The organism is Streptomyces sp. NPDC037288, from assembly GCF_055603265.1.
In genome coordinates this window covers 107,033-132,942 of record NZ_JBVJVY010000001.1, presented here as the reverse complement: position 1 = coordinate 132,942, position 25,910 = coordinate 107,033, and the positions used below count along the sequence as shown (strand labels likewise).

The window sequence follows — 25,910 nt, the reverse complement described above, 5'->3', positions numbered from 1 at the left end:
ATGGACGTACGGCGCGCCGGTGAGCGCTACCGCGGCGGGGAGGCGGAGGCCGGCATCGAGTCGTGGCACGCCTTCTCCTTCGGGCCGCACTACGACCCCGGCAACCTGCGCTTCGGCGCGCTGATCGCCTGCAACGAGGAGCGTCTCGCACCCGGCGCCGGCTTCGGCGAACACCCGCACAGCCACACCGAGATCGTCACGTGGGTCGTGGAGGGCGAGCTGACCCACCGCGACTCCACCGGCCGCGAGACGAAGGTCCGCCCCGGTGACGTGCAGCGGCTCAGCTCCGCCGCGGGCGTCCGGCACGTCGAGCGCAACGACGGAACGGCGCCCCTGACCTTCGTGCAGATGTGGCTGGCCCCACTGGAGCCGGGCGGCGAGCCGTCGTACGAGATCGTCCCCGGCATCGCCGACTCCACCCCGTACGCCGTTGCCGAGGCCGGAGCCCTGCTCCATGTACGGCGGCTGATGGCGGGGGACCGGACGGCGATCCCGGACGCGCCGTACGTGCACGTCCACCTGGTGCGCGGGGAGGTCACCCTGGCAGGGGAGACCCTGGGTCCGGGCGACTCGGCTCGCATCACCGACGCGCAGGACCTGGAAGCGGAGTGCCTGACGGCGGCGGAACTGCTGGTCTGGGAGATGACGGCTGGGTGAGCGCGTGTGACGCGTGCGCCATCACACCGACTCGGCGAGCACCGCGTCCGTGAGCGCCGGCCACGCCTCGATCGCCCAGGGCCCGAACGCCCGGTCCGCCAGCGCGGCACACGCCAGCCCCGCGTCCGGGTCGATCCACAGGAACGTACCGGCCTGCCCGAAGTGCCCGAAGGTGCGCGGCGACGAGGAACTTCCCGTCCAGTGCGGTGACTTGCCGTCGCGGATCTCGAAGCCCAGCCCCCAGTCGTTCGGGTTCTGGTGCCCGTACCCCGGCAGCACCCCCTTCGTGCCCGGGTACTGCACGCTCATCGCCTCCGCGACCGTGCGCACGTCCAGCAGGCGCGGCGCCTGGACCTCGGCCGCGAAGCGCAGCAGGTCCTCGACCGTCGACACCCCGTCCTTCGCCGGGGAACCCCCCAGCGAGGTCGACGTCATCCCCAGCGGCTCCAGCACCGCCTGCCGCAGATACTCCGCGAACGGAATGTCCGTCGCCTTGGCGATGTGGTCGCCGAGCTGCTCGAACCCGGCGTTGGAGTAGAGGCGGCGCTCACCGGGAGGCGCCGTCACCTTGTGCTCGTCGAAGGCCAGCCCGGACGTGTGCGCGAGCAGGTGCCGGACGGTCGCCCCGGGCGGCCCGGCGGGCTCGTCCAGCTCGATCGCGCCCTCCTCGTACGCGACGAGCGCCGCGTAGGCCGCCAGCGGCTTGGTGACCGAGGCGAGCGGAAACCGGTGTCCGACGGGGCCGTGCGTCCCGAGGACGGTCCCGTCGGCTCGTACGACGCCCGCCGCGGCGGTGGGGACGGGCCAGTTCTCGATCGACGCCAAGCTGTTCAACGACATGGTGCCGAGCCTATGCGGCTCACAGCAGCAGCCGCATCGACGGGTCCGGATCCCGGGTGAAGCCGAGCGAGGCGTACAGCGGCTCGGCTTCCGGGGAGGCGTTCAGCAGCACATGGCCCGCGCCCCGCTCCCGGAACCAGCCCAGCAGCTCCTCCATACAGACGCGCGCGTACCCGCGCCGCCGGGCGTCCGGGTCGGTCGCGACGCTGAAGACGTGTCCGACCCGCCCGTGCGGATTACCGGCCCTCCCGATGCGGTACTCCAGGGTCCCGGCCGCCAGCGCGGCCAGCCCCGGCCGGTCCGGACGGTCCACGACGAAGGCCGCGAAGTCCCCGCCGGCCTCGGCGAGCCGCGCCCGCAGCGTCGGCAGCGACTCGGCATGCCACTGTGTCGGCCCGGAACCTCCCGCGCTCCACAGTGAGTCGATCATGACCTGGCGCAGGCGCAGCACTTCGGTGGCGTCCTCGGGCAGGGCCCGGCGTGCAAGACTCATGGGCCGCACGCTAGCCAGGCGTCCCGGCCCGCGTCCTGTGGATTTTCTTACCGGATCCGCTTGCTTGGAGTGCACTCCAAGGCCATAGCGTGGGCGCCATGACGGTGATGCAGACCACGCCAGCGGACACCGCACGCACGGCCCCCGCCGACATCTGCTCCGCCCCGCCCAGACGCCATCCCCGGCCCGACGGCCAGGACCGCTACACGATCAGCGAGGTCGTCGCGTTCACCGGCCTGACCGCGCACACCCTGCGCTGGTACGAGCGGATCGGCCTGATGCCGCACGTCGACCGCTCACACACCGGGCAGCGGCGCTACGACAACCGGGACCTGGACTGGCTGGACTTCGTGACGAAGCTGCGGCTGACCGGCATGCCGGTGGCGGACATGGTCCGGTACGCGGAGCTGGTCCGGGAGGGCGAGAGCACCTACCCGGAGCGGCGGGAGCTGCTGGAGTCGACCCGCCACGACGTCCTGAACAGGATCGCCGAACTGCGGGACACACTCGCCGTGCTCGACCACAAGATCAGCTTCTATGCGATGGAGGGGACCCCGCGCTCGAGGCCGAAGGAAGCGTAAGTACCGCGCGGGGCGCGGGAAACCGCGCGAGCGACCCGATACCACCGCGCCCGCCCACGCACGGCACCCGGCAGACGCTAGAGCTCGGCCAGCAGCTCGGCCTTCTTGGAGGAGAACTCCTCGTCGGTGACCAGCCCCGCTTGGTGCAACTCCCCGAGATGCCGGATCCGTTCGGCGATGTCCGCGGGGTCGCGCCGGGACGGGGCCGGTACCACCGGTACCGGCCCCCGGGTGCGTACGGCCGCCAGCACCGCCGCGGCGAACGGCAACGACTCGTGCACCGGCCCGTACCCGAGGCCGAACACCACCGCCGCCGGGTCCTGATCGGGCTGCGCGGACGGGCCCGAGCCGGCACGCCGTACCAGCCGCAGATGCCCCTCGAACACCTCCGGCGACCGCCACTCCACCCCGCTCAGGTCGGCGACCGCGAAGCTCTGGTCGCCGGCCTTCCACTTCGCCGACGACGCCCCCGTCCACGACCAGCGGAACTGCACGGACGTCCCGTCGAAGGACGCCTTGCCGTCGTACGCCTTGAACTGCAGCGGTGCCTCGGGCGCGGCCACCAGATGGCGGTCGGCGGGCCCGGACTCGGTCAGCAGACCTTTCAGTTCGTCCGCGTAGTACTCGGCGAGGGCCTCCCGCTCGGCCGACAGCACCAGCCGGTACGGATCGGATCCCTCCTTCAGCTGCCCGTCGGCCGCCTCCAGCAGCGGATCGGCGCCGGGACGGGGCACCAGCCGCAGTACGACGGTGCCGCGCTTGCCCGGGGTGAGGGTCACGCCCTCGACCGCGGACAGCGGGACGCGCCGTTCCCCGAGCGCCTGCAACAGCTTCGGTGTTCGAATCCCCCGTTCGTAACGGATGAGCACGGAGTCGGACTCGAACTCCCAGACGGCATGAAAACCCGCCAGTACGTCACCCATGCGGCTCATCGTATGCGGCACGTGCTCCTCCGTCGCCACCTGCGCAGACCGCACTTCCTGCTGTTTCTACGCGCGTCCGGCCGTGGTAGTGCCGGGCGCACCGGCCTGGCACAGCTCGTTCTCGCGGGCGCACGTCACCGCGTCGTACGCCCCGACGCCCACGGCGGCGAGGTTGCGCAGGCTGTCCGTGCCCGGCTGGAAATAACCGGCGTGCCCCTGGGCGTCCCGGGCGGACAGCACACGCGCGCCGAACGCCGGGGACACCGGATCGGCGCCGTGCCCGAGCCCGCCGAGCTCCAGATACGGCACGTCCTGGATCCAGTCGGTGGCGTCCCGCATGGCCCACACCCGGGCCCCGGTGTCCAGGTGGGAGGCGCTGGGGACCCGCATACCGGGGCTCGCGGCCACCGCTATGTCGGTCACCCGGCGGGGCAGGGCGTGCGCGCCGACCCCGCAGACCACCGAGCCGTAGCTGTGGCAGATCATCGCCACCGGGGCGCGGCCGGGCAGGCCGCCCGCCAGGGCGTCCAGCCGTACGGCGCCCTCCGCGGCGCGCAGTCCGGTGGCCGCGTCCATGCCAAGCCCGTCAGGGGCGGTGTAGTCGGCCCAGGCGATCACGGCCGTACGCGTCGTGGGGCTCTGCGCGCGCTCCGCCGCGTACAGGGCCTTGGCCATGCCGACCGGGGCCGTGTACGGGCTGTACGTCTTCTCGAAGGTGAGCAGATCGGTGTCGACGCCGGGAACGACGACCGAGATCCGCTGCGCCTCGTCCAGGTTCCCGAACACCTCGGCGACGCGGCCCGAGCCCTCCGGGTCGAAGGCCAGGATCTGCCGGCCGGGGGCCAGCAGGGACTCGTAGCGGTGCATACGACTGCCCGCGTCCTGCTGTCCGGCCGTGCTGAGCCGGCTGTCGTGCATGCGTTTCCGCTCGACCTTGCGCTGCTGCTCCAGCGCGATGCGGTTGGCGCCGTAGCGCAAGGTGGCGGGGGCGCCGTTCATGTTGCCGACCGCGAGCGGGTAGCGGTGGGCGAGGCGGTCCTGGTCCCCGGGGGAGAGGGAGGCGAAGAAACGGCTGAGCCGGGCCGGTGCGGACTGGGGGTCCGGCAGGTGCAGGCCGTGGATGCTGCCGTGCTCCCACTGGGCGAGCGAGGCCTGCAGTGCGGTCGACTCCCGGTGACTGCGCAGGGCGGTCCAGCCGGTGGTCGCGAGCATCACGAACACCACGGCCAGCGCCAGCAGGGCGCGCCAGACGTTCAGTGGCGGGGAGGTGTCGAAGGAAGTCACTGGGAGGACACACTAGGAGAACGAGAGGGTCTCGGGGTAACCGAGTGACTGGGATCACGTTTCGTGGATCATCGAACACCCTGTCAACGATCTTTTGTGGCACGCCAGTTTCCGGTGAGCGCCGAACCCACCTGATCGAGGTGGGACGCGGTGAGTTGACGCATCGCCGCCAGGCTGAAGTCGTCGCCCGTGCACCAGTGCCGTTCCGTGACCCTTATCACCCCGCCGAACACGGCCACGGCCAGCCGCGGTCGGGGGTCGGCGTCCACGTCCACACCCTCGCGCTCGGCGAGCAGACGCGCGATGGTCTCCTCCGTCGCCGCCGAGCGGCGCAGATGGGCGGCGAGGAGCGCGGGCGTCGACTCGATCGTCCGGTACATGCGCAGATACAGCTCGACCGGCACGGCCGACTCGACGGTCTCGCGGATCGCGTCCCAGCCCTCCAGGACCGCCTGCCGCAGGGCCTCCATCGGCGCCTCGTGCGCGGGCCGCGCCCGTACGGCCGCCACGAAGTGCTCCTCGGTCATTTCCTGCACCGCGAAGGCCACGTCCTCCTTGCCGGCGAAGTAACGGAAGAAGGTGCGCTGGGAGACGTCGACGGCCTCGGTGATCTCGTCGACGGTCGTCTGCTCGTACCCCCGTGTGGTGAACAGCTCCAGAGCGGCCCGCAGCAGTGCGTCCCGGGTGCGCTGCTTCTTGCGTTCGCGCAGTGTTTCCATGGTGTCAGTTACTGACTCATGCAAAGGTCTGTCAATCGTCAGAGGCTGTCACTAGCCTCGAACGCATGACTGGTCAGACCACCATCGGCGCGACGGGGCCGGGGGACGCAGGCTCGGCAGCCCCGCTGGAGCCGGCTCCGGCCGCGGGGCTGCGCGGCCATCCCTGGCTCACCCTCATCACCGTCGCCGTGGGCGTCATGATGGTGGCCCTCGACGGCACCATCGTGGCGATCGCCAACCCGTCGATCCAGGACGACCTGCACGCCACCTTCGCCGACGTGCAGTGGATCACCAACGGCTACTTCCTCGCCCTCGCGGTCTCCCTGATCACCGCGGGCAAGCTCGGTGACCGCTTCGGCCACCGGCAGACCTTCCTCGTCGGCGTGACCGGCTTCGCCGCCGCCTCCGGCGCCATCGGCCTGTCCCACAGCATCGCCGCCGTCGTGGCCTTCCGTGTCTTCCAGGGCCTGTTCGGCGCGCTGCTGATGCCGGCCGCGCTCGGCCTGCTGCGGGCCACCTTCCCGGCCGAGCGGCTCAACATGGCCATCGGCATCTGGGGCATGGTGATCGGCGCGTCCACCGCGGGCGGCCCGATCCTCGGCGGCGTCCTCGTCGAGCACGTCAACTGGCAGTCGGTGTTCTTCATCAACGTCCCCGTCGGCGCGCTCGCCCTGCTCCTGGGCCTGCTGATCCTGCTCGACCACCGTGCGCGGAACGCCCCGCGCTCCTTCGACGTCCTCGGCATCGCCCTGCTCTCCGGCGCGATGTTCTGCCTGGTCTGGGCGCTCATCAAGGCCCCGACATGGGGCTGGGGCGACGGCAGGACGTGGGTGTTCGTCATCGCGTCCGTGGCCCTGTTCGCCGCCTTCTCCTTCTGGGAGACGAGGGTCGGCGAACCCCTCGTCCCGCTGGGCCTGTTCCGCTCGATACCGCTGTCGGCCGGTGTCGTCCTGATGGTCCTCATGGCCATCGCGTTCATGGGCGGCCTTTTCTTCGTCACCTTCTACTTGCAGAACGTGCACGGGATGAGCCCGATCAATGCCGGCCTGCACCTGCTGCCGCTCACCGGCATGATGATCGTCGGCTCCCCGCTGGCCGGCGCCGCGATCACCAAGCTCGGCCCGCGCGTCCCGCTGGCGGGCGGCATGGCCGCGACCGCCATCGCCATGTACGGCATGTCGACCCTCGAGGCCGACACCGGCAGCGGGGTGATGTCCGTCTGGTTCGCGCTGCTCGGCCTCGGCCTCGCGCCGGTGATGGTCGGCGCCACCGAGGTCATCGTCGGCAACGCCCCCATGGAGCTGTCCGGCGTCGCGGGTGGCCTCCAGCAGGCGGCCATGCAGATCGGCGGCAGCCTCGGTACGGCCGTGCTGGGCGCCGTGATGGCCTCCAAGGTCGACAGCGATCTGCCGGGCAACTGGACGGGGGCGGGGCTGCCGCGGCTGACCCCGGACCAGGTGGACAAGGCCTCCGAAGCGGTCCAGGTCGGCGTCGCCCCGGTGCCGAAGGGCGTTCCGGCGCCGATCGCCGCGAGGATCACCGAAGTCGCGCACCACACCTTCATCTCCGGCATGAGCCTCGCCTCCCTGGTCGCGGCCGGCGTGGCGGCGGTCGCCGTCCTCGTCGCGCTGCTCACCAAGCGGGGCGCGAACGCCGAGGCGGGCGCGGGCGTGGGCCACATCTGAGGTCTGGGCGCAGTTTCGCCTATCAGGGTGACTCCGCTAAAGATTCCTCGCCCCGGGTACGCGCCGCAGGTCACAGTGGGTCAAGCCCTCCGCAGTGCCTGGGAGGACCACCGGGCTGCGGCGCGCGCCGCGGAGGGGGCGGCGCGCGCAGGTCTGCCCGCGCGGAACCGGGGTACCCGCACGTCGAAGCCGAACTGTCCATGAACCTCAGGGAGTTGATGATGGCGGGCTTCGGAACGCGCGGGTACCCCCGGTCACGTGGCCGGACGTGGCAACGGACCGGGCCGGACCGTGCGACGCTCGGGGTCATCGGCACGATCTGTGCCGTGGCGGGCTTCTTCGCGCTGGGCATCGTGCTGGGACCGGTGGCGATGTTCTGCGGCTGGCAGGCGATGGGCCGCAAGTGGTCCAACGACCGCGACATCCCGGCCCTGGTGGCCCTGATCCTGGGCGCGATCGACACACTGCTGGCCGTCTTCGCCCTGGCGGGCGCGGCCACGTGGGGCCACGGGCTCCTCTAGCCGACGGCCCCTGGCCGCGGCTGCGCGGCCGTCGCCGCGGGTGGGTGCGTCGCGGCCGGTCGCGCCCACCCGCGGCGGAGCCGCATATCGATGCGGAGCCGCATACCGATAGGGCCCCGCGCCTGGGAGTTGCCGTCGCCGCCCGCCCCGCGCCTGGGAGTTGCCGTCGGCGCCCGCTCGGCGGGCGCCGCCTGCGCGCGACCCGGCCCCCGCCCAGCCGCAGCACCGGGCCCCCGCTAACTTCGCTGCTGCTCCCGCTCGTGCACCAACCGAGCCACCTCGGCGCGCAGCAACCGCACCTCCTCGGCCAGATCGGCGATGGCTCGCGTCTGCCGCCGCTCCTCCACATCGTCCTTCTCGAACCGCGCGATGAACCACGCCGCGATGTTCGCGGTGACGACACCGAGCAGCGCGATCCCGGACAGCATCAGCCCGACGGCGATCATCCGCCCCAGCCCGGTCGTCGGCGCGTGATCCCCGTACCCCACGGTCGTCATCGTCGTGAACGACCACCACACCGCGTCACCCAGCGTCCGGATGTTCCCGTTCGGTGAGTCCCGCTCGACGGACAGCACCGCCAGCGACCCGAACATCAGCAGCCCGACCACCGACCCGGCGACGTACGTCGTGAGCCGGATCTGGGAGGCCATCCGCGCCCGCCGCCCCACCAGCAGCAGCGTCGACACCATCCGCAGCAACCGCAGCGGCTGCAGCAGCGGCAGCACCACCGCGCACAGGTCTATCCAGTGCGTACGGACGAACTCCCGGCGCCGCGGGGTGATCAGCAGCCGTATCAGGTAGTCCACCGCGAACGCGGCCCACACCACCCACTCCGTGGCGGTACAGACGACCGTCAGGGACCGGCTCGCGGGATTGGCCACGATCGGTACGGCATAGGCGACGGCGAACGCCACGGCCAGCGCCAGCAGCGGCCGCTGGGTGAGCCGTTCCCAACGCACCTGAGCCGACTGATCGTTCATGCCCGCAATGGTAAAGAAAAAGCAACGAGGGTGGTGCCGCGCCACGGCACCACCCTCGCTCGGTCGGTCAGCGCCGAGCGGCGGGGAGGCTACGCGTCGCCACCCGCAACCCCCGGATCCGCCGCCGACACATCCAGCAGCCGGTACCGGTCGATGGCCTGCTTCAGCGCCGAGCGGTCGATCTTGCCCTCGCGGGCCAGCTCGGTCAGCACCGCGACGACGATCGACTGGGCGTCGATGCGGAAGAAGCGGCGGGCCGCACCCCGGGTGTCGGCGAAGCCGAAGCCGTCCGCGCCGAGCGACTGGTACGTGCCCGGCACCCACCGCGCGATCTGGTCCGGAACCGACCGCATCCAGTCGGACACGGCCACGAACGGCCCCTCGGCGCCACCGAGCTTCCGCGTCACGTACGGCACCCGCTGCTCCTCCTCCGGATGCAGCAGGTTGTGCTCCTCGCACTCCACCGCCTCGCGGCGCAGCTCGTTCCAGGAGGTCGCGGACCACACGTCCGCCTTGACGTTCCAGTCCTCGGCGAGGATCCGCTGCGCCTCCAGGGCCCAGGGGACCGCCACGCCGGACGCCATGATCTGCGCCGGGATCGAGCCGTTCGCGGCCTCACTGAGCTTGTGGACGCCCTTGAGGATGCCCTCGACGTCCACGTTCGCCGGCTCGGCCGGGTGCTGGATGGGCTCGTTGTAGACGGTCAGGTAGTAGAAGACGTCCTCGCCGTGGGGGTGGTCCGCGTCGGCGCCGTACATGCGGCGCAGGCCGTCCTGCACGATGTGCGCGATCTCGTAGGCGTACGCCGGGTCGTAGGCCACGCACGCCGGGTTGGTCGAGGCGAGCAGCTGCGAGTGGCCGTCCGCGTGCTGCAGGCCCTCACCGGTCAGCGTCGTACGGCCGGCGGTCGCACCCAGCACGAATCCGCGTGCCAGCTGGTCGGCCATCTGCCAGAACTGGTCACCCGTGCGCTGGAAACCGAACATCGAGTAGAAGACGTACACCGGGATCAGCGGCTCGCCGTGCGTGGCGTAGGCCGAGCCCGCCGCGATCAGGGAGGCCGTACAGCCCGCCTCGGAGATGCCGTCGTGCAGCATCTGGCCGGTCGGCGACTCCTTGTAGGCGAGGAGCAGGTCCCGGTCGACCGCCTCGTACTGCTGACCGAGCGGGTTGTAGATCTTCGCACTCGGGAAGAAGGAGTCCATGCCGAACGTGCGGTACTCGTCCGGCGCGATCAGTACGAACCGCTTGCCGATCTCCTTGTCCCGCATGAGGTCCTTCAGGAGCCGGACGAACGCCATGGTCGTGGCGATGGACTGCTGGCCCGTGCCCTTCTTCACCGTCGCGTACGCCTTGTCGTCCGGCAGCGCGAGCGGCTCGGAGCGCACGACGCGCGTCGGGACGTACCCGCCGCAGGCCTTGCGCATGTCGTGCATGTACTGGATCTCTTCGGTGTTGCGGCCCGGGTGGTAGTACGGCGGCAGCCCGGACTCCAGCTCCTTGTCGGAGATCGGCAGGTGCAGCCGGTCCCGGAAGCGCTTGAGGTCGTCGACCGTCAGCTTCTTCATCTGGTGTGTGGCGTTGCGGCCCTCGAAGTTCGGCCCCAGCGTCCAGCCCTTGACCGTCTTGGCCAGGATGACCGTCGGCTGGCCCTTGTGCTCCAGGGCCGCCTTGTACGCCGCGTAGATCTTCCGGTGGTCGTGACCGCCGCGGCCCAGCATCAGGATCTGGTGGTCGGTCATGTTCTCGACCATCGAGCGCAGCCGGACGTCGTCGCCGAAGAAGTGCTCGCGGATGTACGCGCCGGACTCGGTCGCGTAGGTCTGGAACTGGCCGTCCGGGGTCGTGTTCATCTTGTTGACCAGGACGCCGTCGCGGTCCTGCGCGAGCAGCGGGTCCCAGGAGCGGTCCCAGATCAGCTTGATCACGTTCCAGCCGGCGCCCCGGAAGATCGACTCCAGTTCCTGGATGATCTTGCCGTTGCCGCGCACCGGGCCGTCCAGCCGCTGCAGGTTGCAGTTGACGACGAAGGTCAGGTTGTCCAGGCCCTCGCGGGCGGCGATGGACAGCTGGCCGAGCGACTCCGGCTCGTCCATCTCGCCGTCGCCGAGGAACGCCCACACGTGCGACCTGGAGGTGTCGGCGATGCCCCGCGCCTGCATGTAGCGGTTCATCCGCGCCTGGTAGATCGCGCCGAGCGGGCCGAGGCCCATGGAGACCGTCGGGAACTCCCAGAAGTCCGGCATCGAGCGCGGGTGCGGGTAGCTGGACAGGCCGTTCGGGTACTTCGACTTCTCCTGGCGGAAGCCGTCCAGCTGGTCCTGGGTGAGCCGGTCGAGCAGGTACGCGCGCGCGTAGATGCCCGGGGAGGCGTGGCCCTGGAAGAAGACCTGGTCGCCGCCGTCGCCCTCGTCCTTGCCGCGGAAGAAGTGGTTGAAGCCGACGTCGTACAGCGAGGCCGAGGAGGCGAAGGTGGCGATGTGGCCGCCGACGCCGATGCCGGGGCGCTGGGCGCGCGAGACCATCACGGCCGCGTTCCAGCGGGTCGCGTTGAGGATCCTGCGCTCGATCTCCTCGTTGCCCGGGAAGAAGGGCTCCGCCTTGGTCGGGATCGTGTTGACGTAGTCCGTGCTGCGCATCTCGGGCACGGCCACGCGCCGCTCGCGGGCCCGTTCGATCAGCCGGAGCATGAGGTAGCGGGCCCTCTCCCGGCCGCGCTCGTCCACGGCGGCGTCGAGCGAGTCGAGCCACTCCTGCGTCTCTTCGGGATCGAAGTCAGGAACCTGACTCGGAAGGCCGCCAATGATGATCGGATTGCGATCGGATCCGGAAGCCACGCTGTTCCTTACCTGTCAGAGGGCCAGTTTTCTACAGCTGCCTACACCGTTCCCCATCGTGTACCTCGGGGCGGCGTACGTCATCTCCTCGGTGCCCGTCGGTCTCCTCCCCGGTCAAAACGCAACGATACGCCCGGGGTGTGACACCCTTGGCAAAGCTGTTCGAGGGTCGTATCGCAGAATGATTCCGAATGGTGCAAACCGGGCACATCGGTGTGATGTGGGTCTCGTGGAATCGGGATACGGTGCCAGGAGTTGCGACGACACGGCCGGGATCGTCACCGTTTCGGCGGTCCAAACGGCCGGGTACTTGCGCGATCCGTCCCGCCCGTGTGGACTACGGCCAATGCTTCGCGCACGCGCGTGGCTGAGATATTCACCAAGACATGATCAGGAGGCAACCCGTGAGCGCGACCGCGGACCACGCGGAGGAGCGGACGAACCCTGCCGGCAGGCTGGGGTTCCAGCCCGGGCAGGTGGTCCAGGAGATCGGCTACGACGACGACGTCGACCAGGAGCTCCGCGAGGCCATCGAGGAAGCCGTCGAAGGCGACCTGATGGACGAGGAATACGACGACGTGGCCGACGCCGTTGTGCTGTGGTTCCGTGATGACGACGGTGACCTGACGGATGCGCTGGTGGATGCCACCACGTACATCGAAGAGGGCGGCACGATCCTGCTCCTCACGCCGAAGACCGGCCGTTCGGGGTACGTGGAGCCGAGCGACATCCAGGACGCCGCCACGACGGCCGGCCTGACGGCCTCGAAGAGCGTCAGTGTGGGCAAGGACTGGAGCGGCTCGCGGCTGGCGACGCCGAAGGCGGCCAAGTCCAAGAGGTGATCTCCTCCGTCCACCGGACGGGCTGGTTTTCGCCCCAGCCCGTCCGGAAGGCCCCGGTGATCGCTGCGTAGGGTGGAGCCGAGCGTTTTGCTGTGCGCTCACCCGAACAGCCCACCGAAGGGATGCACGACGATGGCGATCCAGGTCGGCGACAAGGCGCCCGACTTCGAGCTCAAGGACAACCACGGCCGCACCGTGAAGCTCTCGGACTTCCGCGGCGAGAAGAACGTGGTCCTCCTCTTCTACCCCTTCGCCTTCACCGGTGTGTGCACCGGTGAGCTGTGCGAGCTGCGCGACAACCTGCCGAAGTTCTCGGACCGCGAGACGCAGGTGCTCGCCGTCTCCAACGACTCCATCCACACCCTGCGCGTCTTCGCCGAGCAGGAGGGCCTGGAGTACCCGCTGGTCAGCGACTTCTGGCCGCACGGCAACGTCTCGCGCGCGTACGGCGTCTTCGACGAGGACAAGGGGTGCGCCGTCCGGGGCACCTTCATCATCGACAAGGAGGGCGTCGTGCGGTGGACCGTGGTCAACGGCCTGCCGGACGCGCGCGACCTGAACGCCTACGTGAAGGCGCTCGACACCCTGTAGGCCGGCCGTGGCCGACACCTGTGATTCTCCGGGTCCAGGGTCTGCGGGGTGCGGGAACCCGTCACTAGGATCGGCACGTTGATCCCATATCCGAAGCACGACGGGGCTCCCCGCCCCTGGACACCACATGGAGGACCCGTGGGAGTCAGCCTCAGCAAGGGCGGCAACGTATCGCTGACGAAGGAGGCCCCGGGCCTGACCGCCGTCATCGTCGGTCTGGGCTGGGACGTGCGTACCACGACCGGCACCGACTTCGACCTCGACGCCAGCGCGCTGCTGCTGAACAACTCCGGCAAGGTCGCGAGCGACCAGCACTTCGTCTTCTTCAACAACCTCAAGAGCCCCGACGGCTCGGTCGAGCACACCGGTGACAACATCACCGGTGAGGGTGAGGGCGACGACGAACAGATCAAGATCAATCTGGCCGGCGTCCCGGCCGACATCGAGAAGATCGTCTTCCCCGTGTCGATCTACGACGCCGAGAACCGCCAGCAGTCCTTCGGCCAGGTTCGCAACGCCTTCATCCGCGTCGTGAACCAGGCGGGCGAGCAGGAGATCGCCCGCTACGACCTGAGCGAGGACGCCTCCACCGAGACCGCCATGGTCTTCGGCGAGCTGTACCGGCACGGCGCGGAGTGGAAGTTCCGCGCCATCGGCCAGGGCTACGCCTCCGGTCTGCGCGGCATCGCCCAGGACTTCGGCGTCAACGTCTGACGCGTAACGGCCCTGACACCGGCGCCGCACCGTTTACGTGCGGCGCCGGACGCGCAGGACAACCAGGGAAGCACCACAAGGGGAGGACCAGCATCATGGGCGTCACGCTCGCCAAGGGAGGCAATGTCTCCCTCTCCAAGGCCGCACCGAACCTCACCAACGTCATGATCGGGCTCGGCTGGGACGCGCGTTCCACCACCGGCGCCCCCTTCGACCTCGACGCCAGCGCCCTGCTGTGCGGCGCCGGGAACCGCGTGCTGGGCGACGAGTGGTTCGTCTTCTACAACCAGCTCAAGAGCCCGGACGGCTCGGTCGAGCACACCGGTGACAACCTCACCGGTGAGGGCGAGGGTGACGACGAGTCGGTCCTGGTGGACCTCGCCAAGGTTCCCGCGCACTGCGAGAAGATCGTCTTCCCGGTCTCCATCCACATGGCGGACGAGCGCGGCCAGACCTTCGGCCAGGTCTCCAACGCCTTCATCCGGGTCGTGAACCAGGCCGACGGCCAGGAGCTGGCGCGCTACGACCTCAGTGAGGACGCCTCCACCGAGACCGCCATGATCTTCGGCGAGCTGTACCGCTACCAGGGCGAATGGAAGTTCCGGGCCGTGGGTCAGGGCTATGCCTCGGGCCTGCGCGGCATCGCCCTCGACTTCGGGGTGAACGTTTCGTAGCGCGGCTTGCCCCGCACGGTACCGCCGGTAGGGTGCACCTCTACACTCGGGAGTCAACGTTTAGCAAAGCCGAGTACGGCGCGGGGGAGCCCCTCCCTCAGACTCGTCTGGGGGGACCCCCAGACACGATTGGGTAGCCAGTGCTTCTGAAAACCTTCGGCTGGTCGTTCGCGGTCACCGCGCTCGGCCTGGTCGCCGCGGTCTTCTACGGGGGGTGGGAGGCCTTCGGCGTGGTCGCGATCCTCGCCGTCCTCGAGATCTCGCTGTCGTTCGACAACGCGGTGGTCAACGCCGGCATCCTGAAGAAGATGAGCGCCTTCTGGCAGAAGATCTTCCTCACCGTCGGCGTTCTCATCGCGGTCTTCGGCATGCGGCTGGTCTTCCCCGTCGTCATCGTGGCGATCACGGCCAAGAAGAGCCCGTTCGACGCGGTCAACCTGGCCTTCACCGACAAGGACCGCTACCAGCAGCTGGTGACCGACGCCCACCCGGCGATCGCCGCCTTCGGCGGCATGTTCCTGCTGATGATCTTCCTCGACTTCATCTTCGAGGACCGGGACATCCAGTGGCTGCGCTGGATCGAGCGGCCCCTGGCCAAGCTCGGCAAGGTCGACATGCTGGCGGTCTGTATCGCCCTGATCGTCCTGCTGATCACCTCCTTCACCTTCGCCACCCACGCCCACCAGCACGGCGGCGCCCACGTCGACAAGGCCCAGACGGTCCTGATCGCCGGCATCGCCGGCCTGATCACCTACATGATCGTCGGCGGTCTGTCGGGCTACTTCGAGGACCGGCTGGAGGAAGAGGAGGAGCGCGAGCACGAGGAGGAGGAAGAGGCCGCCCGCACCGGCAAGCCGAAGTCGGCGGTGCTGCTGGCCGGCCAGGCCGCGTTCTTCATGTTCCTCTACCTGGAGGTCCTGGACGCGTCCTTCTCCTTCGACGGCGTGATCGGCGCCTTCGCCATCACCAACGACATCGTGATGATGGCTCTCGGCCTCGGCATCGGCGCGATGTACGTCCGCTCCCTCACGGTCTACCTGGTCCGCCAGGGCACCCTCGACGACTACGTCTACCTGGAGCACGGCGCCCACTACGCCATCGGCGCCCTGGCGGTGATCCTCATGGTCACCATCCAGTACGAGATCAACGAGGTGATCACCGGCCTCGTCGGTGTCGTCCTGATCGCCTGGTCCTTCTGGTCCTCCGTCCGCCGCAACCGCGCGCTGGCTGCCGCGGGGGAGGGCACCGGCGAGAAGGCGGAAGTCTCCTCCGGGGTGTGACACCCCGGCCGGTGAGGAACGCTCTGAGCGGGGCGGCCGACGCGGTCGGCCGCCCTGACGGCGTTCACAAGAATGACCTGGGGGCGGGAATGGGTTTCTTCGACGGGCTGCGCGGCGCCAGCGCCGCCGACTTCGACTCGGGCAGTGCCTCGACCAACGCCATCGAACTCACCAGGCGGCACCAGGCGGTGTCCCTCACCAAGCAGGGCGCGGCCACCGGCCATCTGCGCGTCAACCTCACCTGGCGGATGCGCACCTCCGACTTCGACGGGGTCCAGCGCACCGGCCTCCTCAGGCACCCCTTCAAGGCCCTCAGGCCCCCCGAGGTCCTCGGTCACGGCCAGAGCATGGTCAACGTCGACCTCGACCTGGGCTGCCTCTACGAACTGACCGACGGCACGAAGGGTGTCGTCCAGCCGCTGGGCGGCTACCTAGGGGACGTCAACGCACCGCCGTACATCAAGCTCAGCGGAGACGACCGGTTCGGCTCGGCGTCCGGCGAGACGATGTACGTCAACCTCGACCACCGCGACGCCATCAAACGCCTGCTGGTCTTCGTCTACATCTACGACCAGACGCCGGCCTTCGACCGTACCCACGCCATCGTCACGCTGTACCCCAGCAACGGCCCCCGCATCGAGATAGGCCTCGACGAACGCCACCCCCAGGCCCGCTCGTGCGCGGTCGTCATGATCGAGAACGTGAAGGGGGAGCTGGTCGTCCGCCGCGAGGTGAAGTTCGTGTACGGCTTCCAGGGGGAGCTGGACCGGCTCTACGGGTGGGGGCTGCAGTGGGGCAGGGGCTACAAATCCAAGGCCGACCGCTGAGGCGCCGCGGGCTGGTGCGCCCCTGAGGGGTGCGGGGAACCGCGCGAGAGACCACTCACCGCCCGATGAACTGCGGCCCCTGCGGAGGCAACCGGAAGTCCGGATCCACCGGCCCCACCGGCACGGGAACCGGCTGAGGCTGGGGGTACCCGTACGCCGGCTGCCCCGACGTCGGCTGGGGATACCCGTACGCCGGCGGCTGCTGCGGAACCGCCGGGGGCACCGGCTCCCCCTCGTCCACCGAGATACCGAAGTCCGTGGCCAGCCCCTTCAGCCCGTTCGAGTAGCCCTCTCCCAGGGCGCGGAACTTCCAGCCCTCCCCGCGCCGGTACAGCTCCCCGCAGATCAGGGCCGTCTCCGCGCCCGTCTCCGGCTTGATCTCGAACCGGGCCAGGGGCTCCCCGCCGGCGACCGCGGCGTCGTACAGCATGATGCACAGCGCCGGCACCCGGTCGAAGGTGACCCCGTCCGCCGACGCGACCAGCAGGATCCGGCCGACGTCCGGCTCGACGCCGGGCAGATCCGTCTGGATCGTGTCGGTCAGTCCCTCGGCGATGCGCTTCTTGCCCAGCCGCCACACCTTCCCGGAAGGGTGCCGGGGCTGGTTGTAGAAGACGAAGTCCTCGTCGGAGCGCACCCGGCCGTCAGGGCCCAGCAGCAGTGCCGAGGCGTCCACGTCCGGGACCCCCTGCCCGGGAGTCCAGCGCAGTACCGCGCGGACCGTGTCGGCTTCCAGCGGGACGTTCGACCCCTTCAGCATCGCGTGCGTCATGCGGTCATCCTGCCTTCTCGGTCCTGGCCACGACAATGCGGGGGGTGGTCTCCCAGAGCGCCGCCGACATGGGCGAGTTACCGGAAATTCATGCCCGCAGGGAACCCCTGACATGGATCCCTACGTACTATTACCGGCCACCCTTTACCGAATACTCAGACTCGGCTCGCACCCCTGAGGGGAGTCATATGCGTCATTTCGGGCACATCGCCCCCGAGGTGCGGCAGCGCCTCTTCCACCGGGAGCCGTGCGCGTTCAGCGCCGACTCGCCGGCCCGGCTGCTCGCCGCCGCCCTCGGCGCCACCCTGTACAGCCCGGCCACCCGGCCGCGGCTCGCCGACGACATCGTCAAGCAGGCCGGGAACGGCGTGGTCTCGATGGTGCTGTGCCTGGAGGACTCGATCGACGACGCGGACGTCGTGGCCGGCGAGGAGAACCTCGTCCGGCAGTTCGCCGACCTGACCGCCCGGCCCGGAACCGAGCCGCCGCTCCTCTTCATCCGGGTCCGCACCCCCGAGCAGATCCCCGATCTCGCCCGGCGCCTCGGCCCGTCCGTGCGGCTGCTGTCCGGATTCGTGCTGCCCAAGTTCACCGAGGAGCGCGGCATCCCCTTCCTGGAGGCCCTGACGGCCGCCGAGGCCGGCACCGGGCGCCGGCTGTTCGCCATGCCCGTCCTGGAGTCCCCGGAGCTGCTCTACCGCGAGTCCCGCGTGGACACCCTGGAGGGCATCTTCCGCGCGGTCGACAAGTTCCGCGAACGGGTGCTGGCGCTGCGCCTCGGCGTGACCGACTTCTGCTCCTCCTACGGCCTGCGCCGCGCCCCGGACATGACCGCCTACGACGTCCAGATCGTCGCCTCCGTGATCGCCGACGTCGTGAACATGCTGGCCCGGGCCGACGGCACCGGGTTCACCGTGACCGGGCCCGTGTGGGAGTACTTCCGGGTCTCCGAGCGCATGTTCAAGCCGCAGCTGAGGCAGAGCCCCTTCCTGGAGGTGCAGGCCGTCGAGCTGCGCGAGAAGCTGATCGAGCACGCCATGGACGGTCTGCTGCGGGAGATCTCCCTCGACCAGGCCAACGGCCTGCTCGGCAAGACCTGCATCCACCCCTCCCACGTGCTGCCCGTCCACGCGCTGTCCGTGGTCAGCCACGAGGAGTACAGCGACGCCCAGGACATCCTGCGGCCGGAACGCGGCGGCGGAGGTGTACTTCGGTCGGCCTACACGAACAAGATGAACGAGGTGAAGCCGCACCGCGCCTGGGCCGAGCGGACCCTGCTGCGCGCCGAGGCCTTCGGCGTGGCCCACGAGGACGTCGGCTTCGTGGAGCTGCTCGCCGCCGGGATACCCGGCTGAACCTTCCATCACGTCCAAGGAACGCATGAATCACGCAGTGAACGACGGTATCTGGTCCGGCAGCTGGGTCGCGGAGCGGCTCGGGGTCGAACTCGTGGGGGACGACGGCCTGCAGGCCCTGCTGGGGCTCGCGCTGCGCCGTAATCCCAAGCGGGCCCATCTGCTGGTCTCCAACGTGCTCGGCAAGCACGTACCGCAGTCGCCGTCCGTGGTCTACGCGTACGGCTACCGCCTGGGCCGACGGGTCGCCGAGCTGCTGGGCGAGGCGGAGGGGGGTGCCGCTGTCGTCCTCGGCTATGCGGAGACCGCGACGGGGCTGGGCCACGCCGTGGCCGACGGCCTCGGTACGGCGCCGTATCTGCACTCCACGCGGCGGCCGGTGGCCGGGGTCGCCCGGGCGGGCGGCTTCGAGGAGTCCCACTCGCACGCCACGTCTCATCTCCTGCTGCCCGAAGACGCCGGTCTGCTGGCCGGTGACGGTCCGCTGGTGCTCGTCGACGACGAGTTCTCGACCGGTAACACCGTGCTGAACACCATCCGCGACCTGCATGAACGGTATCCGCGACGGCGGTATGTGGTGGTGGCGCTGGTGGATATGCGCTCGGCTGAGGACGCGGATCGGCTGGAGCGGTTCGCCGGTGAGACCGGGGCGCGGGTGGATCTTGTCGCCGCCGCGTCCGGGACGGTGCGGCTGCCGTCGGACGTCCTGGAGAAGGGGCAGGAACTGGTGGCTCACCATGAGTCCGCCGGGGGCGGGTCGTCGGTGGCCGGTCGCGCAGTTCCTCCCGCCCCTGTGGGGGCGCGCCAGCCGAGCCGGATAGAACTCCACTGGCCTCACCGCCTCCCCGACGGCGGGCGGCACGGCTTCACGCCCGCCCACCGGGCCCGCCTGGACGCCGCGCTGCCCGCGATGGCCGGTCGAATACGCGACGCCCTGCCCCCCGGCGCCCGCCGGATCCTGGTCCTCGGCTTCGAGGAGCTGATGTACGCCCCCCTGCGTCTCGCCTGCGAGCTGGAGCGGGTCATGGCGGCCGAGGTGCGCTTCTCCACCACCACCCGCTCGCCCGTCCTCGCGCTGGACGACCCCGGCTACGCGATCCGCACCCGGCTGGTCTTCGCCGCCCATGACGACCCGGCCGACGGGCCCGGTGAGCGCTACGCCTACAACGTCGCGGGCGGCGGCTTCGATGCCGTCGTCGCCGTGGTCGACTCCGTCGCCGACACCCCCGCGCTGCACGCGCCCGACGGCCTGCTGGCGCGGCTCGCCGCCCATACCCCGCACGTCCTGCTCGCGGTCGTCCCGTCGTACGTACCGCCCGCTCCCGAAAGGCCGGCCATGCTGCCCGAGCCCCTCCGCGGCCCCGCATTCTCCTCGTACCCGCCCGACGAGGTCGGCTGGCTGCTGCAGGACCTCTCCGACGTCACGCTGGAGGCGCCGACCGAGGAGCGCGAGGAGGCCATCCAGAGCGGCGGCGCGCACTACGCCGAGTCCCTGCCCGTGGAGTACCAGCCCAGCGAGCAGTACCAGGAGCTGTTCCACACCGCCCTCGACGCCTCCGCCGCCCGGCTCGCCCAGGCGGTCGGCGTGGTGACCGAGGCCGTCGTCGCCGAGCGGTCGCCCCGCCCGGTGCTGGTGTCCCTGGCCCGCGCGGGCACCCCGGTCGGCATCCTCATGCGCCGCTGGGCCCGGTTCCGGCACGGCCTCGACCTCCCGCACTACGCCGTGTCGATCGTGCGCGGCCGGGGCATCGACGCCAACGCGCTGCGCTGGCTGGCCGACCGGCACGACCCACGTGACGTCGTGTTCGTCGACGGCTGGACCGGCAAGGGCGCCATCACCCGGGAACTCGCGCAGGCGGTCGGGGAGTTCGAGGAGAAGGAGGGCGTCACCGGCTTCGACCCGGAGATCGCCGTACTCGCCGACCCGGGCTCCTGCGTGCGCACCTACGGCACCCGCGAGGACTTCCTCATCCCCTCCGCCTGCCTCAACTCCACCGTCTCCGGCCTGATCTCGCGTACGGTCCTGCGCGCCGACCTGGTCGGCCCGGACGACTTCCACGGCGCGAAGTTCTACCGCGAACTCGCCGGCGCCGATGTCTCGGTGGCCTTCCTCGACGCCGTCTCCGCCCGCTTCCCCGAGGTCGCCGACCCCGTCGACACCGCGGTCAAGGAGCTGATGGCCGAGGACCGCACCCCGACCTGGGCCGGCTGGCGGGCCGTCGAGCGGATCAGCGAGGAGTACGGCATCCACGACGTGAACCTCGTCAAGCCCGGCGTCGGCGAGACCACCCGGGTGCTGCTGCGCCGGGTGCCGTGGAAGATCCTCGCCCGGGAAGGGGCCGGGGCCGACCTCGACCATGTCCGCCTGCTCGCCGAGCAGAGAGGCGTACCCGTCGAGGAGGTCGGTGATCTGCCGTACACCTGCGTCGGCCTGATCCACCCCCGGTACACGCGCGGCGCCACGGGTGCCGACGGCAAGGCGGTGAACGCCTGATGCCGGTGCTGGTGGCGAGCGACCTCGACCGTACGCTGATCTATTCCTCGGCGGCCCTCGCGCTGACCATGCCCGACGCGCGGGCGCCCCGGCTGCTGTGTGTGGAGGTCCACGAGGCAAGGCCGCTGTCGTACATGACCGAGACGGCGGCCCAGCTGCTGACCGACCTCGGCGACACGGCCGTCTTCGTGCCGACCACGACCCGGACGCGCAAGCAGTATCAGCGGATCAACCTGCCCGGGCCGCCCCCCAAGTACGCGATCTGCGCCAACGGCGGCCATCTGCTGGTCGACGGGATGACGGACACCGACTGGCACGCGGGCGTGCAGGCCCGTCTCGCCGACGAGTGCGCGCCGCTGGACGAGGTGCGCGAGCACCTGCTGAGGGCGGCCGACCCCGTCTGGGTGCGCAAGCACCGGGTCGCCGAGGACCTGTTCGCCTATCTCGTCGTCGAGCGCGAGCTGCTGCCCGAGGACTGGGTGAAGGAGCTGGCGGTGTGGGCCGAGAACCGCGGCTGGACCGTCTCGCTCCAGGGCCGCAAGATCTACGCCGTTCCCCAGCCGCTCACCAAGAGCGCGGCGGTACGGGAGGTCGCCCGGCGCACCGGCGCGGACCTCACGCTGGCCGCCGGGGACTCCCTCCTCGACGCCGACCTGCTCCTGGCCGCCGACCGGGGCTGGCGCCCCGGCCACGGCGAACTGGCCGACACGGGCTGGACGGCACCGCAGATCGCGGCACTGCCGGAGCGGGGCGTGCTGGCGGGGGAGCGGATCGCCCGGGAGTTCTTGAAGGCGACCCGCACGGCAGCGCCGCGATAGGGGCGCGGGGCTGTATCGATACGCGGCTCGGCCGCGTGGGGCGGGGGCGACTACCCGCAGCAGCCCCCGCCGCAACAACCGCCGCCCCCGCCCCCCGCAGGGGCCTGCGTGGCCGTACCGCCCACGGCTACGGTCGACAACAGCTTCACCGTGTCGTCATGCCCGGCAGGGCAAGGCGTGGGGGCGGCGGACTCCGCCATCGGACGGCTCAGTTCGAACGTGTCGCCGCAGGTACGGCACCGGTACTCATAGCGAGGCATGGGCCCAGGGTAGCCGCCGGGATTCCGGGCGTCGTTTCTCAATGTTGCATGAGTGTTGCGAGAAACCCCGCCCCTTGAACGGGGGATTCGAAAACTTCGTTGATAACTTGTGAAGCGTTGCGAGGGTGCTCAGCTCACCGCGCGAGCAAGACCGAGTGCGGAGGGGAGACGCACGTGACCGATGCGTCGCAGGGGGACGGCGTTCCCAAGGCGGGAGGCCGTGACGACGAGCCGCCCGCCGCGGACGTGACCCTGCATCTGAGGGTGGAGGCTCTCAGGGCGGACGAGACCATGCAGCTGCGTGCGCCGGAGCCGCCGGAGCCGCTCGCCGCCGGCGGCCGGGCCGAGCGCCGGCGCAGTGCGCGTCCCGCCGCGCGGGAGCGCGCCGTGGCCGCGACCCGGCGTCTGCTCGGGCCGCTCACCCCCTACGCCCGCAGGCTGGTCCCGTACGCCCGCCGGCTCGCCCGCTACGCGCGCCGTCTGAAGCCCCTGTACCCCCGCCCCGGCCGGACCGGCTGGCGCCGCTGGATGCCGTCCTGGCGCCAGTGGCTCGGCGCCACGGTGTCTTCCCTCGGCCTGCTGAGCCTCTTCCTCGTCACGGCGTACGCGATGACCGACATACCGACCGACCTGAACACGTACGCCACGCAGCAGGACAACGTCTACTTCTGGTCGGACGGCACCCCGATGGCCCGCACGGGCTGGGTGCAGCGGCAGGCGATGCCCCTGAAGGACATACCCCAGGACGTCCGCTGGGCGGTGCTGGCGGCGGAGAACGAGAGCTTCTACTCGGATCCGGGCATATCCGTCAAAGGCCTGACGCGGGCGCTGTACCGCACGGTGGGCAAGGGGGACACCGAGGGCGGATCCACCATCACCCAGCAGTACGTCAAAAACGTCTACCTCACCCAGAATCAGACCCTCAGCCGCAAGTTCACCGAGGCGATGATCGCCCTCAAGCTCGACAACAAGATGAGCAAGGACCAGATCCTGGAGGGCTACCTCAACACCAGCTGGTTCGGCCGTGGCAGCTACGGCATCCAGCGCGCCGCCCAGGCCTACTACGGCAAGGACGTCAGCAAGCTCAACGCCTCCGAGGCGGCCATGCTCGCCGGACTCCTCAAGGGCGCGGGCCTGTACGACCCGACGCTCGGCAAGGCCAACCACAAGCGGGCCGTGGAGCGCTGGAAGTGGATCCTGGACCGCATGGTCAAGATCCACCGGCTGTCGCCGCAGGAACGCGCCACGTACCGGACCTTCCCCGAGCCGCTGAAGAGCAACCCGCTGTACAGCACCGGTGCGCAGAGCGACTACCTGGTGGAGCTGGCGTCGCAGTACGCCAAGAAGTCCGGGCACCTGACCGACAAGCAGTTCGACCTCGGCGGCTACCAGATCTACACGACCTTCGACCGCAAGCGGGAGCAGGCGCTCACCGACGCCGTCACCAAGGCCCGCAAGCAGTCGGCGAAGGACCACCCGGACGCGGCGAAGACCGCGCACTACGGCGCCGCATCGGTCGCCGCCGACGGCCGGATCGTCGCGGTCTACGGCGGCCCGGACCACCGTACGCAGGGCTACAACGAGTCCAACGCGGCCACCGTCCCCGCGGGCAGCGCGTTCCTGCCGTTCGTCTACGCCGCCGGGCTCGAACACGGCGTCCACAAGACGCGCGGCGGACCGGCCACCCCGGTCGGCCCCGACACGCTCTACAACGGCGACGACGGCATTCCCGTGACCACCCCCGAGGGCCCCTACTGGGACCGCGGCGGCAAGAAGGTCGCCGCACACAACGACGGCGGCACGTCCTACGGGCAGATCACCCTGCGCCAGGCGCTCGCCCGGTCGGTCAACACCCCCTTCATGCAGCTCGGCATGGACACCGGCCTGGACAACGTCCGCCAGACCGCCGTGGCGTCCGGACTGCTGTCCTCCACCATCGGCCCCCAGGTACCCGCCCTGTCGCTCGGCAACTCCACGCCCAGTGCCATCCGCATGGCGAGCGGATACGCCACGTTCGCGGCCGGCGGCACGCACACGGAGCCGTACTCGGTGCGCCGGATCACCCGCAACGGCGCCCCGGTCGCCTTCGACACCCCGCGCCCCCGGCGTGCGGTCGGCGCCCAGGTGGCCCAGGAGGTGGACGAGGCGCTCGCCGACTCGCTCCGCACCGCCCATCCGGCCACGGCCGTCACCAGCCCGGGGGCGTCCGGGAAGGCCGGTACCGACGACAAGGACACCGCCGCCTGGTACGCCGGCACGGCCGACTCCGTGTCGACAGCGGTCGTCGTCTACCGCATGGACCTGGCGAAGTCCCTGCAGCCGCTGCCCCTCAAGGGGCTGGCGGGCACATCGGCGGACGACGTCCCGTACGCCCTCTGGTCGGCCGCCACGGGTGTCGGCTGACTCCGGACCCGACAGACCACCCTCGCCCCTCTCGGAAATTGAGCCGCGCATGTCTCGCAAGAAGTCACCGACGGGCCGGCGCCGCGCCCCCGGCCGTCGCCTGGCCCCCGCCGCCGCCCGCCCGCAGGTCCTGACGCTCGCCTTCCTCCTGGTCGTGGCCTCCGTGGTGGCCGGCTTCCTGGCGCTGACCCGGCCGGACGACACCGAGCCGACCGCCTCGGCCGGCAAGAAGGCCAGGGCGGTCGCCCCGAAGCCCAGCCCGACGCCCACCTGGGACGGCAAGACCCACATCCTCGGTGACGGCTCGACCTCCTACACCGGCCCGCAGAAGGGGCAGTTGAAGCCGGTGCCGCTCAAGCCCGGCGAAAAGCCGCCCCAGTTCGTCGTCTTCTCCTGGGACGGCGCGCTGGAGGGCGACGACCATCTCTTCTCGCACTACCGGGAGATGGCCGAGCAGTACAACGCCCACATGACGTTCTTCCTCACCGGCATCTACCTGCTGCCCAAGAGCAAGAAGTCCCTCTACCACGGCCCGATGCACGCGCCCGGCGACGCCGCCATCGACTACGCCACCGACGAGCACATCCGCACCACGCTGGAGCAGCTCCGCCTGGCCTACCAGCAGGGCAACGAGATAGGCACCCACTTCAACGGCCACTTCTGCGGCAAGAAGGGCGGCGGCGACTGGTCCGTCGCCCAGTGGAAGAGCGAGATCGACCAGTTCTACCAGTTCGTGGAGAACTGGAAGACCAACACCGGCTACAAGGACGTTCCCGCGCTGCCCTTCGACTTCAAGAAGGAGGTCACCGGCGGGCGCGCACCCTGCCTGGAGGGCCAGCCGAACCTCCTCAAGGCCATCAAGGGCTATGGCTGGCGCTACGACGCGAGCTCCCCGGGCGACTTCCAGATATGGCCCACGAAGAAGAACGGCATCTGGGACTTCCCGCTGGAGATGCTCCCGTACGAGAACGGCAGGTTCCAGGGCCTGTCGATGGACTTCAACTTCCTCTACAACCAGTCCCGGGGCGAGACGAACGGTGATCCGTCGAAGTACGCCCAGTGGCAGCAGATGACCGTCGACTCCTACATGGCCGGCTTCAACCGCGTCTACTACGGCAGCCGGGCCCCGCTGTTCGTCGGTGACCACTTCGAGGACTGGAACGGCGGCATCTACATGAAGGCCATCGACCAGATCATCCCGAAGATCTGCACCAAAAAGGGCGTCAAGTGCGTGTCCTTCAAGGAACTGTCCGACTGGCTCGACGTACAAAAGCCGCAGACCCTGGCCGCCCTGCGCAGCCTCGACCCCGCCCAGTCGCCGGACTGGTCGCAGGTCGTCAAGTGACCGGTGCGCCACGCC

Annotated in this window: 24 protein-coding genes; 15 read left to right on the top strand and 9 right to left on the bottom strand. The window is 70.2% G+C overall.

Annotation, left to right across the window (positions count from 1 at the left end; translation table 11 throughout):
* Positions 1-657, top strand: coding sequence for a pirin family protein (locus tag ACZ7GZ_RS00690; RefSeq protein ID WP_471020169.1), 657 nt, complete (start codon positions 1-3; stop codon positions 655-657).
* A gap of 21 nt (positions 658-678) precedes the next feature.
* Here the strand turns inward: ACZ7GZ_RS00690 and ACZ7GZ_RS00685 are convergent, their stop codons facing one another.
* On the bottom strand, positions 679-1,497 hold the full coding sequence (locus tag ACZ7GZ_RS00685; protein WP_471019397.1) for a serine hydrolase domain-containing protein: 819 nt from the start codon (positions 1,495-1,497) through the stop codon (positions 679-681).
* Between the two features lie 19 nt (positions 1,498-1,516).
* The gene (locus tag ACZ7GZ_RS00680; RefSeq protein ID WP_471019394.1) at positions 1,517-1,990 is read right to left on the bottom strand and encodes a GNAT family N-acetyltransferase; all 474 of its coding nucleotides are present in this window, start codon (positions 1,988-1,990) and stop codon (positions 1,517-1,519) included.
* A 98-nt stretch (positions 1,991-2,088) separates the two neighbouring features.
* Between ACZ7GZ_RS00680 and ACZ7GZ_RS00675 the strand changes: the two genes are divergently transcribed.
* Positions 2,089-2,571, top strand: a complete 483-nt coding sequence (locus ACZ7GZ_RS00675) for a MerR family transcriptional regulator (protein ID WP_471019392.1) — start codon at positions 2,089-2,091, stop codon at positions 2,569-2,571.
* A gap of 77 nt (positions 2,572-2,648) precedes the next feature.
* On the opposite strand, the gene ACZ7GZ_RS00670 is transcribed toward ACZ7GZ_RS00675, so the two are convergent.
* The 3 genes from ACZ7GZ_RS00670 to ACZ7GZ_RS00660 all read right to left on the bottom strand — a co-directional run bounded on the left by ACZ7GZ_RS00670 (position 2,649) and on the right by ACZ7GZ_RS00660 (position 5,497).
* On the bottom strand, positions 2,649-3,494 hold the full coding sequence (locus ACZ7GZ_RS00670) for a DUF4429 domain-containing protein (RefSeq protein ID WP_471019390.1): 846 nt from the start codon (positions 3,492-3,494) through the stop codon (positions 2,649-2,651).
* A gap of 66 nt (positions 3,495-3,560) precedes the next feature.
* A complete protein-coding gene (locus ACZ7GZ_RS00665) occupies positions 3,561-4,778 on the bottom strand; it encodes an alpha/beta hydrolase (RefSeq protein WP_471019388.1) in 1,218 nt (405 codons plus the stop codon).
* Between the two features lie 83 nt (positions 4,779-4,861).
* Positions 4,862-5,497: a TetR family transcriptional regulator gene (locus ACZ7GZ_RS00660; protein ID WP_471019386.1), complete on the bottom strand. Its 636-nt coding sequence runs from the start codon at positions 5,495-5,497 to the stop codon at positions 4,862-4,864.
* Between the two features lie 65 nt (positions 5,498-5,562).
* Here ACZ7GZ_RS00660 and ACZ7GZ_RS00655 point away from each other — a divergent pair, with 65 nt between their 5' ends.
* Together ACZ7GZ_RS00655 and ACZ7GZ_RS00650 are read left to right on the top strand one after the other, a co-directional pair.
* The gene (locus ACZ7GZ_RS00655) at positions 5,563-7,182 is read left to right on the top strand and encodes an MFS transporter (protein WP_471019383.1); all 1,620 of its coding nucleotides are present in this window, start codon (positions 5,563-5,565) and stop codon (positions 7,180-7,182) included.
* 221 nt (positions 7,183-7,403) lie between these two features.
* Complete coding sequence (locus ACZ7GZ_RS00650) at positions 7,404-7,703, top strand: small hydrophobic protein (RefSeq protein WP_471020166.1); 300 nt, start codon at positions 7,404-7,406, stop codon at positions 7,701-7,703.
* A gap of 236 nt (positions 7,704-7,939) precedes the next feature.
* On the opposite strand, the gene ACZ7GZ_RS00645 is transcribed toward ACZ7GZ_RS00650, so the two are convergent.
* On the bottom strand, positions 7,940-8,683 hold the full coding sequence (locus ACZ7GZ_RS00645) for a potassium channel family protein (RefSeq protein WP_471019382.1): 744 nt from the start codon (positions 8,681-8,683) through the stop codon (positions 7,940-7,942).
* A gap of 89 nt (positions 8,684-8,772) precedes the next feature.
* The gene (gene aceE, locus ACZ7GZ_RS00640; protein ID WP_471019379.1) at positions 8,773-11,520 is read right to left on the bottom strand and encodes a pyruvate dehydrogenase (acetyl-transferring), homodimeric type; all 2,748 of its coding nucleotides are present in this window, start codon (positions 11,518-11,520) and stop codon (positions 8,773-8,775) included.
* A 404-nt stretch (positions 11,521-11,924) separates the two neighbouring features.
* On the opposite strand from aceE, the gene ACZ7GZ_RS00635 reads away from it, so the two are divergent.
* The 6 genes from ACZ7GZ_RS00635 (at position 11,925) to ACZ7GZ_RS00610 (ending at position 16,448) form a co-directional block, all read left to right on the top strand.
* A complete protein-coding gene (locus tag ACZ7GZ_RS00635; RefSeq protein WP_471019376.1) occupies positions 11,925-12,362 on the top strand; it encodes a DUF3052 domain-containing protein in 438 nt (145 codons plus the stop codon).
* 132 nt (positions 12,363-12,494) lie between these two features.
* Positions 12,495-12,953 carry a peroxiredoxin gene (locus tag ACZ7GZ_RS00630; protein WP_471019371.1) on the top strand — a complete coding sequence of 153 codons (459 nt, stop codon included), beginning with the start codon at positions 12,495-12,497 and terminating at the stop codon, positions 12,951-12,953.
* Between the two features lie 138 nt (positions 12,954-13,091).
* Entirely contained in the window at positions 13,092-13,667 is a 576-nt protein-coding gene (locus ACZ7GZ_RS00625) for a calcium homeostasis/redox stress adaptation protein (RefSeq protein ID WP_061920108.1), read from the top strand.
* 95 nt (positions 13,668-13,762) lie between these two features.
* Positions 13,763-14,341, top strand: coding sequence for a TerD family protein (locus ACZ7GZ_RS00620; RefSeq protein WP_471019368.1), 579 nt, complete (start codon positions 13,763-13,765; stop codon positions 14,339-14,341).
* Between the two features lie 140 nt (positions 14,342-14,481).
* On the top strand, positions 14,482-15,621 hold the full coding sequence (locus ACZ7GZ_RS00615) for a DUF475 domain-containing protein (protein ID WP_471019366.1): 1,140 nt from the start codon (positions 14,482-14,484) through the stop codon (positions 15,619-15,621).
* Positions 15,622-15,710: 89 nt separating this feature from the next.
* Complete coding sequence (locus ACZ7GZ_RS00610; protein WP_471020164.1) at positions 15,711-16,448, top strand: TerD family protein; 738 nt, start codon at positions 15,711-15,713, stop codon at positions 16,446-16,448.
* A gap of 55 nt (positions 16,449-16,503) precedes the next feature.
* Here ACZ7GZ_RS00610 and ACZ7GZ_RS00605 read toward each other — a convergent pair whose 3' ends face one another.
* Positions 16,504-17,220, bottom strand: a complete 717-nt coding sequence (locus tag ACZ7GZ_RS00605) for a TerD family protein (RefSeq protein ID WP_471019364.1) — start codon at positions 17,218-17,220, stop codon at positions 16,504-16,506.
* Between the two features lie 188 nt (positions 17,221-17,408).
* Between ACZ7GZ_RS00605 and ACZ7GZ_RS00600 the strand changes: the two genes are divergently transcribed.
* The 3 genes from ACZ7GZ_RS00600 to ACZ7GZ_RS00590 are packed head-to-tail and all read left to right on the top strand — an operon-like array spanning position 17,409 to position 21,887.
* Positions 17,409-18,575, top strand: coding sequence for an HpcH/HpaI aldolase/citrate lyase family protein (locus ACZ7GZ_RS00600; RefSeq protein WP_471019362.1), 1,167 nt, complete (start codon positions 17,409-17,411; stop codon positions 18,573-18,575).
* A gap of 25 nt (positions 18,576-18,600) precedes the next feature.
* Positions 18,601-21,069 carry a phosphoribosyltransferase gene (locus ACZ7GZ_RS00595; protein WP_471019360.1) on the top strand — a complete coding sequence of 823 codons (2,469 nt, stop codon included), beginning with the start codon at positions 18,601-18,603 and terminating at the stop codon, positions 21,067-21,069.
* Entirely contained in the window at positions 21,069-21,887 is an 819-nt protein-coding gene (locus ACZ7GZ_RS00590) for an HAD family hydrolase (RefSeq protein WP_471019357.1), read from the top strand. Before ACZ7GZ_RS00595 ends, ACZ7GZ_RS00590 begins: the two co-directional genes overlap by 1 nt.
* 50 nt (positions 21,888-21,937) lie before the next feature.
* Here ACZ7GZ_RS00590 and ACZ7GZ_RS00585 read toward each other — a convergent pair whose 3' ends face one another.
* Positions 21,938-22,147: an FmdB family zinc ribbon protein gene (locus tag ACZ7GZ_RS00585; protein ID WP_471019354.1), complete on the bottom strand. Its 210-nt coding sequence runs from the start codon at positions 22,145-22,147 to the stop codon at positions 21,938-21,940.
* A 387-nt stretch (positions 22,148-22,534) separates the two neighbouring features.
* On the opposite strand from ACZ7GZ_RS00585, the gene ACZ7GZ_RS00580 reads away from it, so the two are divergent.
* Both ACZ7GZ_RS00580 and ACZ7GZ_RS00575 read left to right on the top strand, forming a co-directional pair.
* Positions 22,535-24,550 carry a transglycosylase domain-containing protein gene (locus tag ACZ7GZ_RS00580; protein ID WP_471020161.1) on the top strand — a complete coding sequence of 672 codons (2,016 nt, stop codon included), beginning with the start codon at positions 22,535-22,537 and terminating at the stop codon, positions 24,548-24,550.
* A 49-nt stretch (positions 24,551-24,599) separates the two neighbouring features.
* Positions 24,600-25,895: a polysaccharide deacetylase family protein gene (locus ACZ7GZ_RS00575; protein ID WP_471019352.1), complete on the top strand. Its 1,296-nt coding sequence runs from the start codon at positions 24,600-24,602 to the stop codon at positions 25,893-25,895.
* The last annotated feature ends 15 nt before the right edge of the window (positions 25,896-25,910 follow it).

Excerpts from the sequence above, each read along its gene's own strand:
- ACZ7GZ_RS00595 (WP_471019360.1), top strand. The coding sequence starts at position 18,601 with ATGAATCACGCAGTGAACGACGGTATCTGGTCCGGCAGCTGGGTCGCG.
- ACZ7GZ_RS00645 (WP_471019382.1), bottom strand. The coding sequence starts at position 8,683 with ATGAACGATCAGTCGGCTCAGGTGCGTTGGGAACGGCTCACCCAGCGG.
- ACZ7GZ_RS00590 (WP_471019357.1), top strand. The coding sequence starts at position 21,069 with ATGCCGGTGCTGGTGGCGAGCGACCTCGACCGTACGCTGATCTATTCC.
- ACZ7GZ_RS00575 (WP_471019352.1), top strand. The coding sequence starts at position 24,600 with ATGTCTCGCAAGAAGTCACCGACGGGCCGGCGCCGCGCCCCCGGCCGT.
- ACZ7GZ_RS00670 (WP_471019390.1), bottom strand. The coding sequence starts at position 3,494 with ATGGGTGACGTACTGGCGGGTTTTCATGCCGTCTGGGAGTTCGAGTCC.
- ACZ7GZ_RS00620 (WP_471019368.1), top strand. The coding sequence starts at position 13,763 with ATGGGCGTCACGCTCGCCAAGGGAGGCAATGTCTCCCTCTCCAAGGCC.
- ACZ7GZ_RS00690 (WP_471020169.1), top strand. The coding sequence starts at position 1 with ATGGACGTACGGCGCGCCGGTGAGCGCTACCGCGGCGGGGAGGCGGAG.
- ACZ7GZ_RS00630 (WP_471019371.1), top strand. The coding sequence starts at position 12,495 with ATGGCGATCCAGGTCGGCGACAAGGCGCCCGACTTCGAGCTCAAGGAC.
- ACZ7GZ_RS00585 (WP_471019354.1), bottom strand. The coding sequence starts at position 22,147 with ATGCCTCGCTATGAGTACCGGTGCCGTACCTGCGGCGACACGTTCGAA.
- ACZ7GZ_RS00675 (WP_471019392.1), top strand. The coding sequence starts at position 2,089 with ATGACGGTGATGCAGACCACGCCAGCGGACACCGCACGCACGGCCCCC.
- ACZ7GZ_RS00685 (WP_471019397.1), bottom strand. The coding sequence starts at position 1,497 with ATGTCGTTGAACAGCTTGGCGTCGATCGAGAACTGGCCCGTCCCCACC.
- ACZ7GZ_RS00660 (WP_471019386.1), bottom strand. The coding sequence starts at position 5,497 with ATGGAAACACTGCGCGAACGCAAGAAGCAGCGCACCCGGGACGCACTG.
- ACZ7GZ_RS00605 (WP_471019364.1), bottom strand. The coding sequence starts at position 17,220 with ATGACGCACGCGATGCTGAAGGGGTCGAACGTCCCGCTGGAAGCCGAC.
- ACZ7GZ_RS00600 (WP_471019362.1), top strand. The coding sequence starts at position 17,409 with ATGCGTCATTTCGGGCACATCGCCCCCGAGGTGCGGCAGCGCCTCTTC.
- ACZ7GZ_RS00610 (WP_471020164.1), top strand. The coding sequence starts at position 15,711 with ATGGGTTTCTTCGACGGGCTGCGCGGCGCCAGCGCCGCCGACTTCGAC.
- ACZ7GZ_RS00680 (WP_471019394.1), bottom strand. The coding sequence starts at position 1,990 with ATGAGTCTTGCACGCCGGGCCCTGCCCGAGGACGCCACCGAAGTGCTG.
- ACZ7GZ_RS00650 (WP_471020166.1), top strand. The coding sequence starts at position 7,404 with ATGGCGGGCTTCGGAACGCGCGGGTACCCCCGGTCACGTGGCCGGACG.
- ACZ7GZ_RS00655 (WP_471019383.1), top strand. The coding sequence starts at position 5,563 with ATGACTGGTCAGACCACCATCGGCGCGACGGGGCCGGGGGACGCAGGC.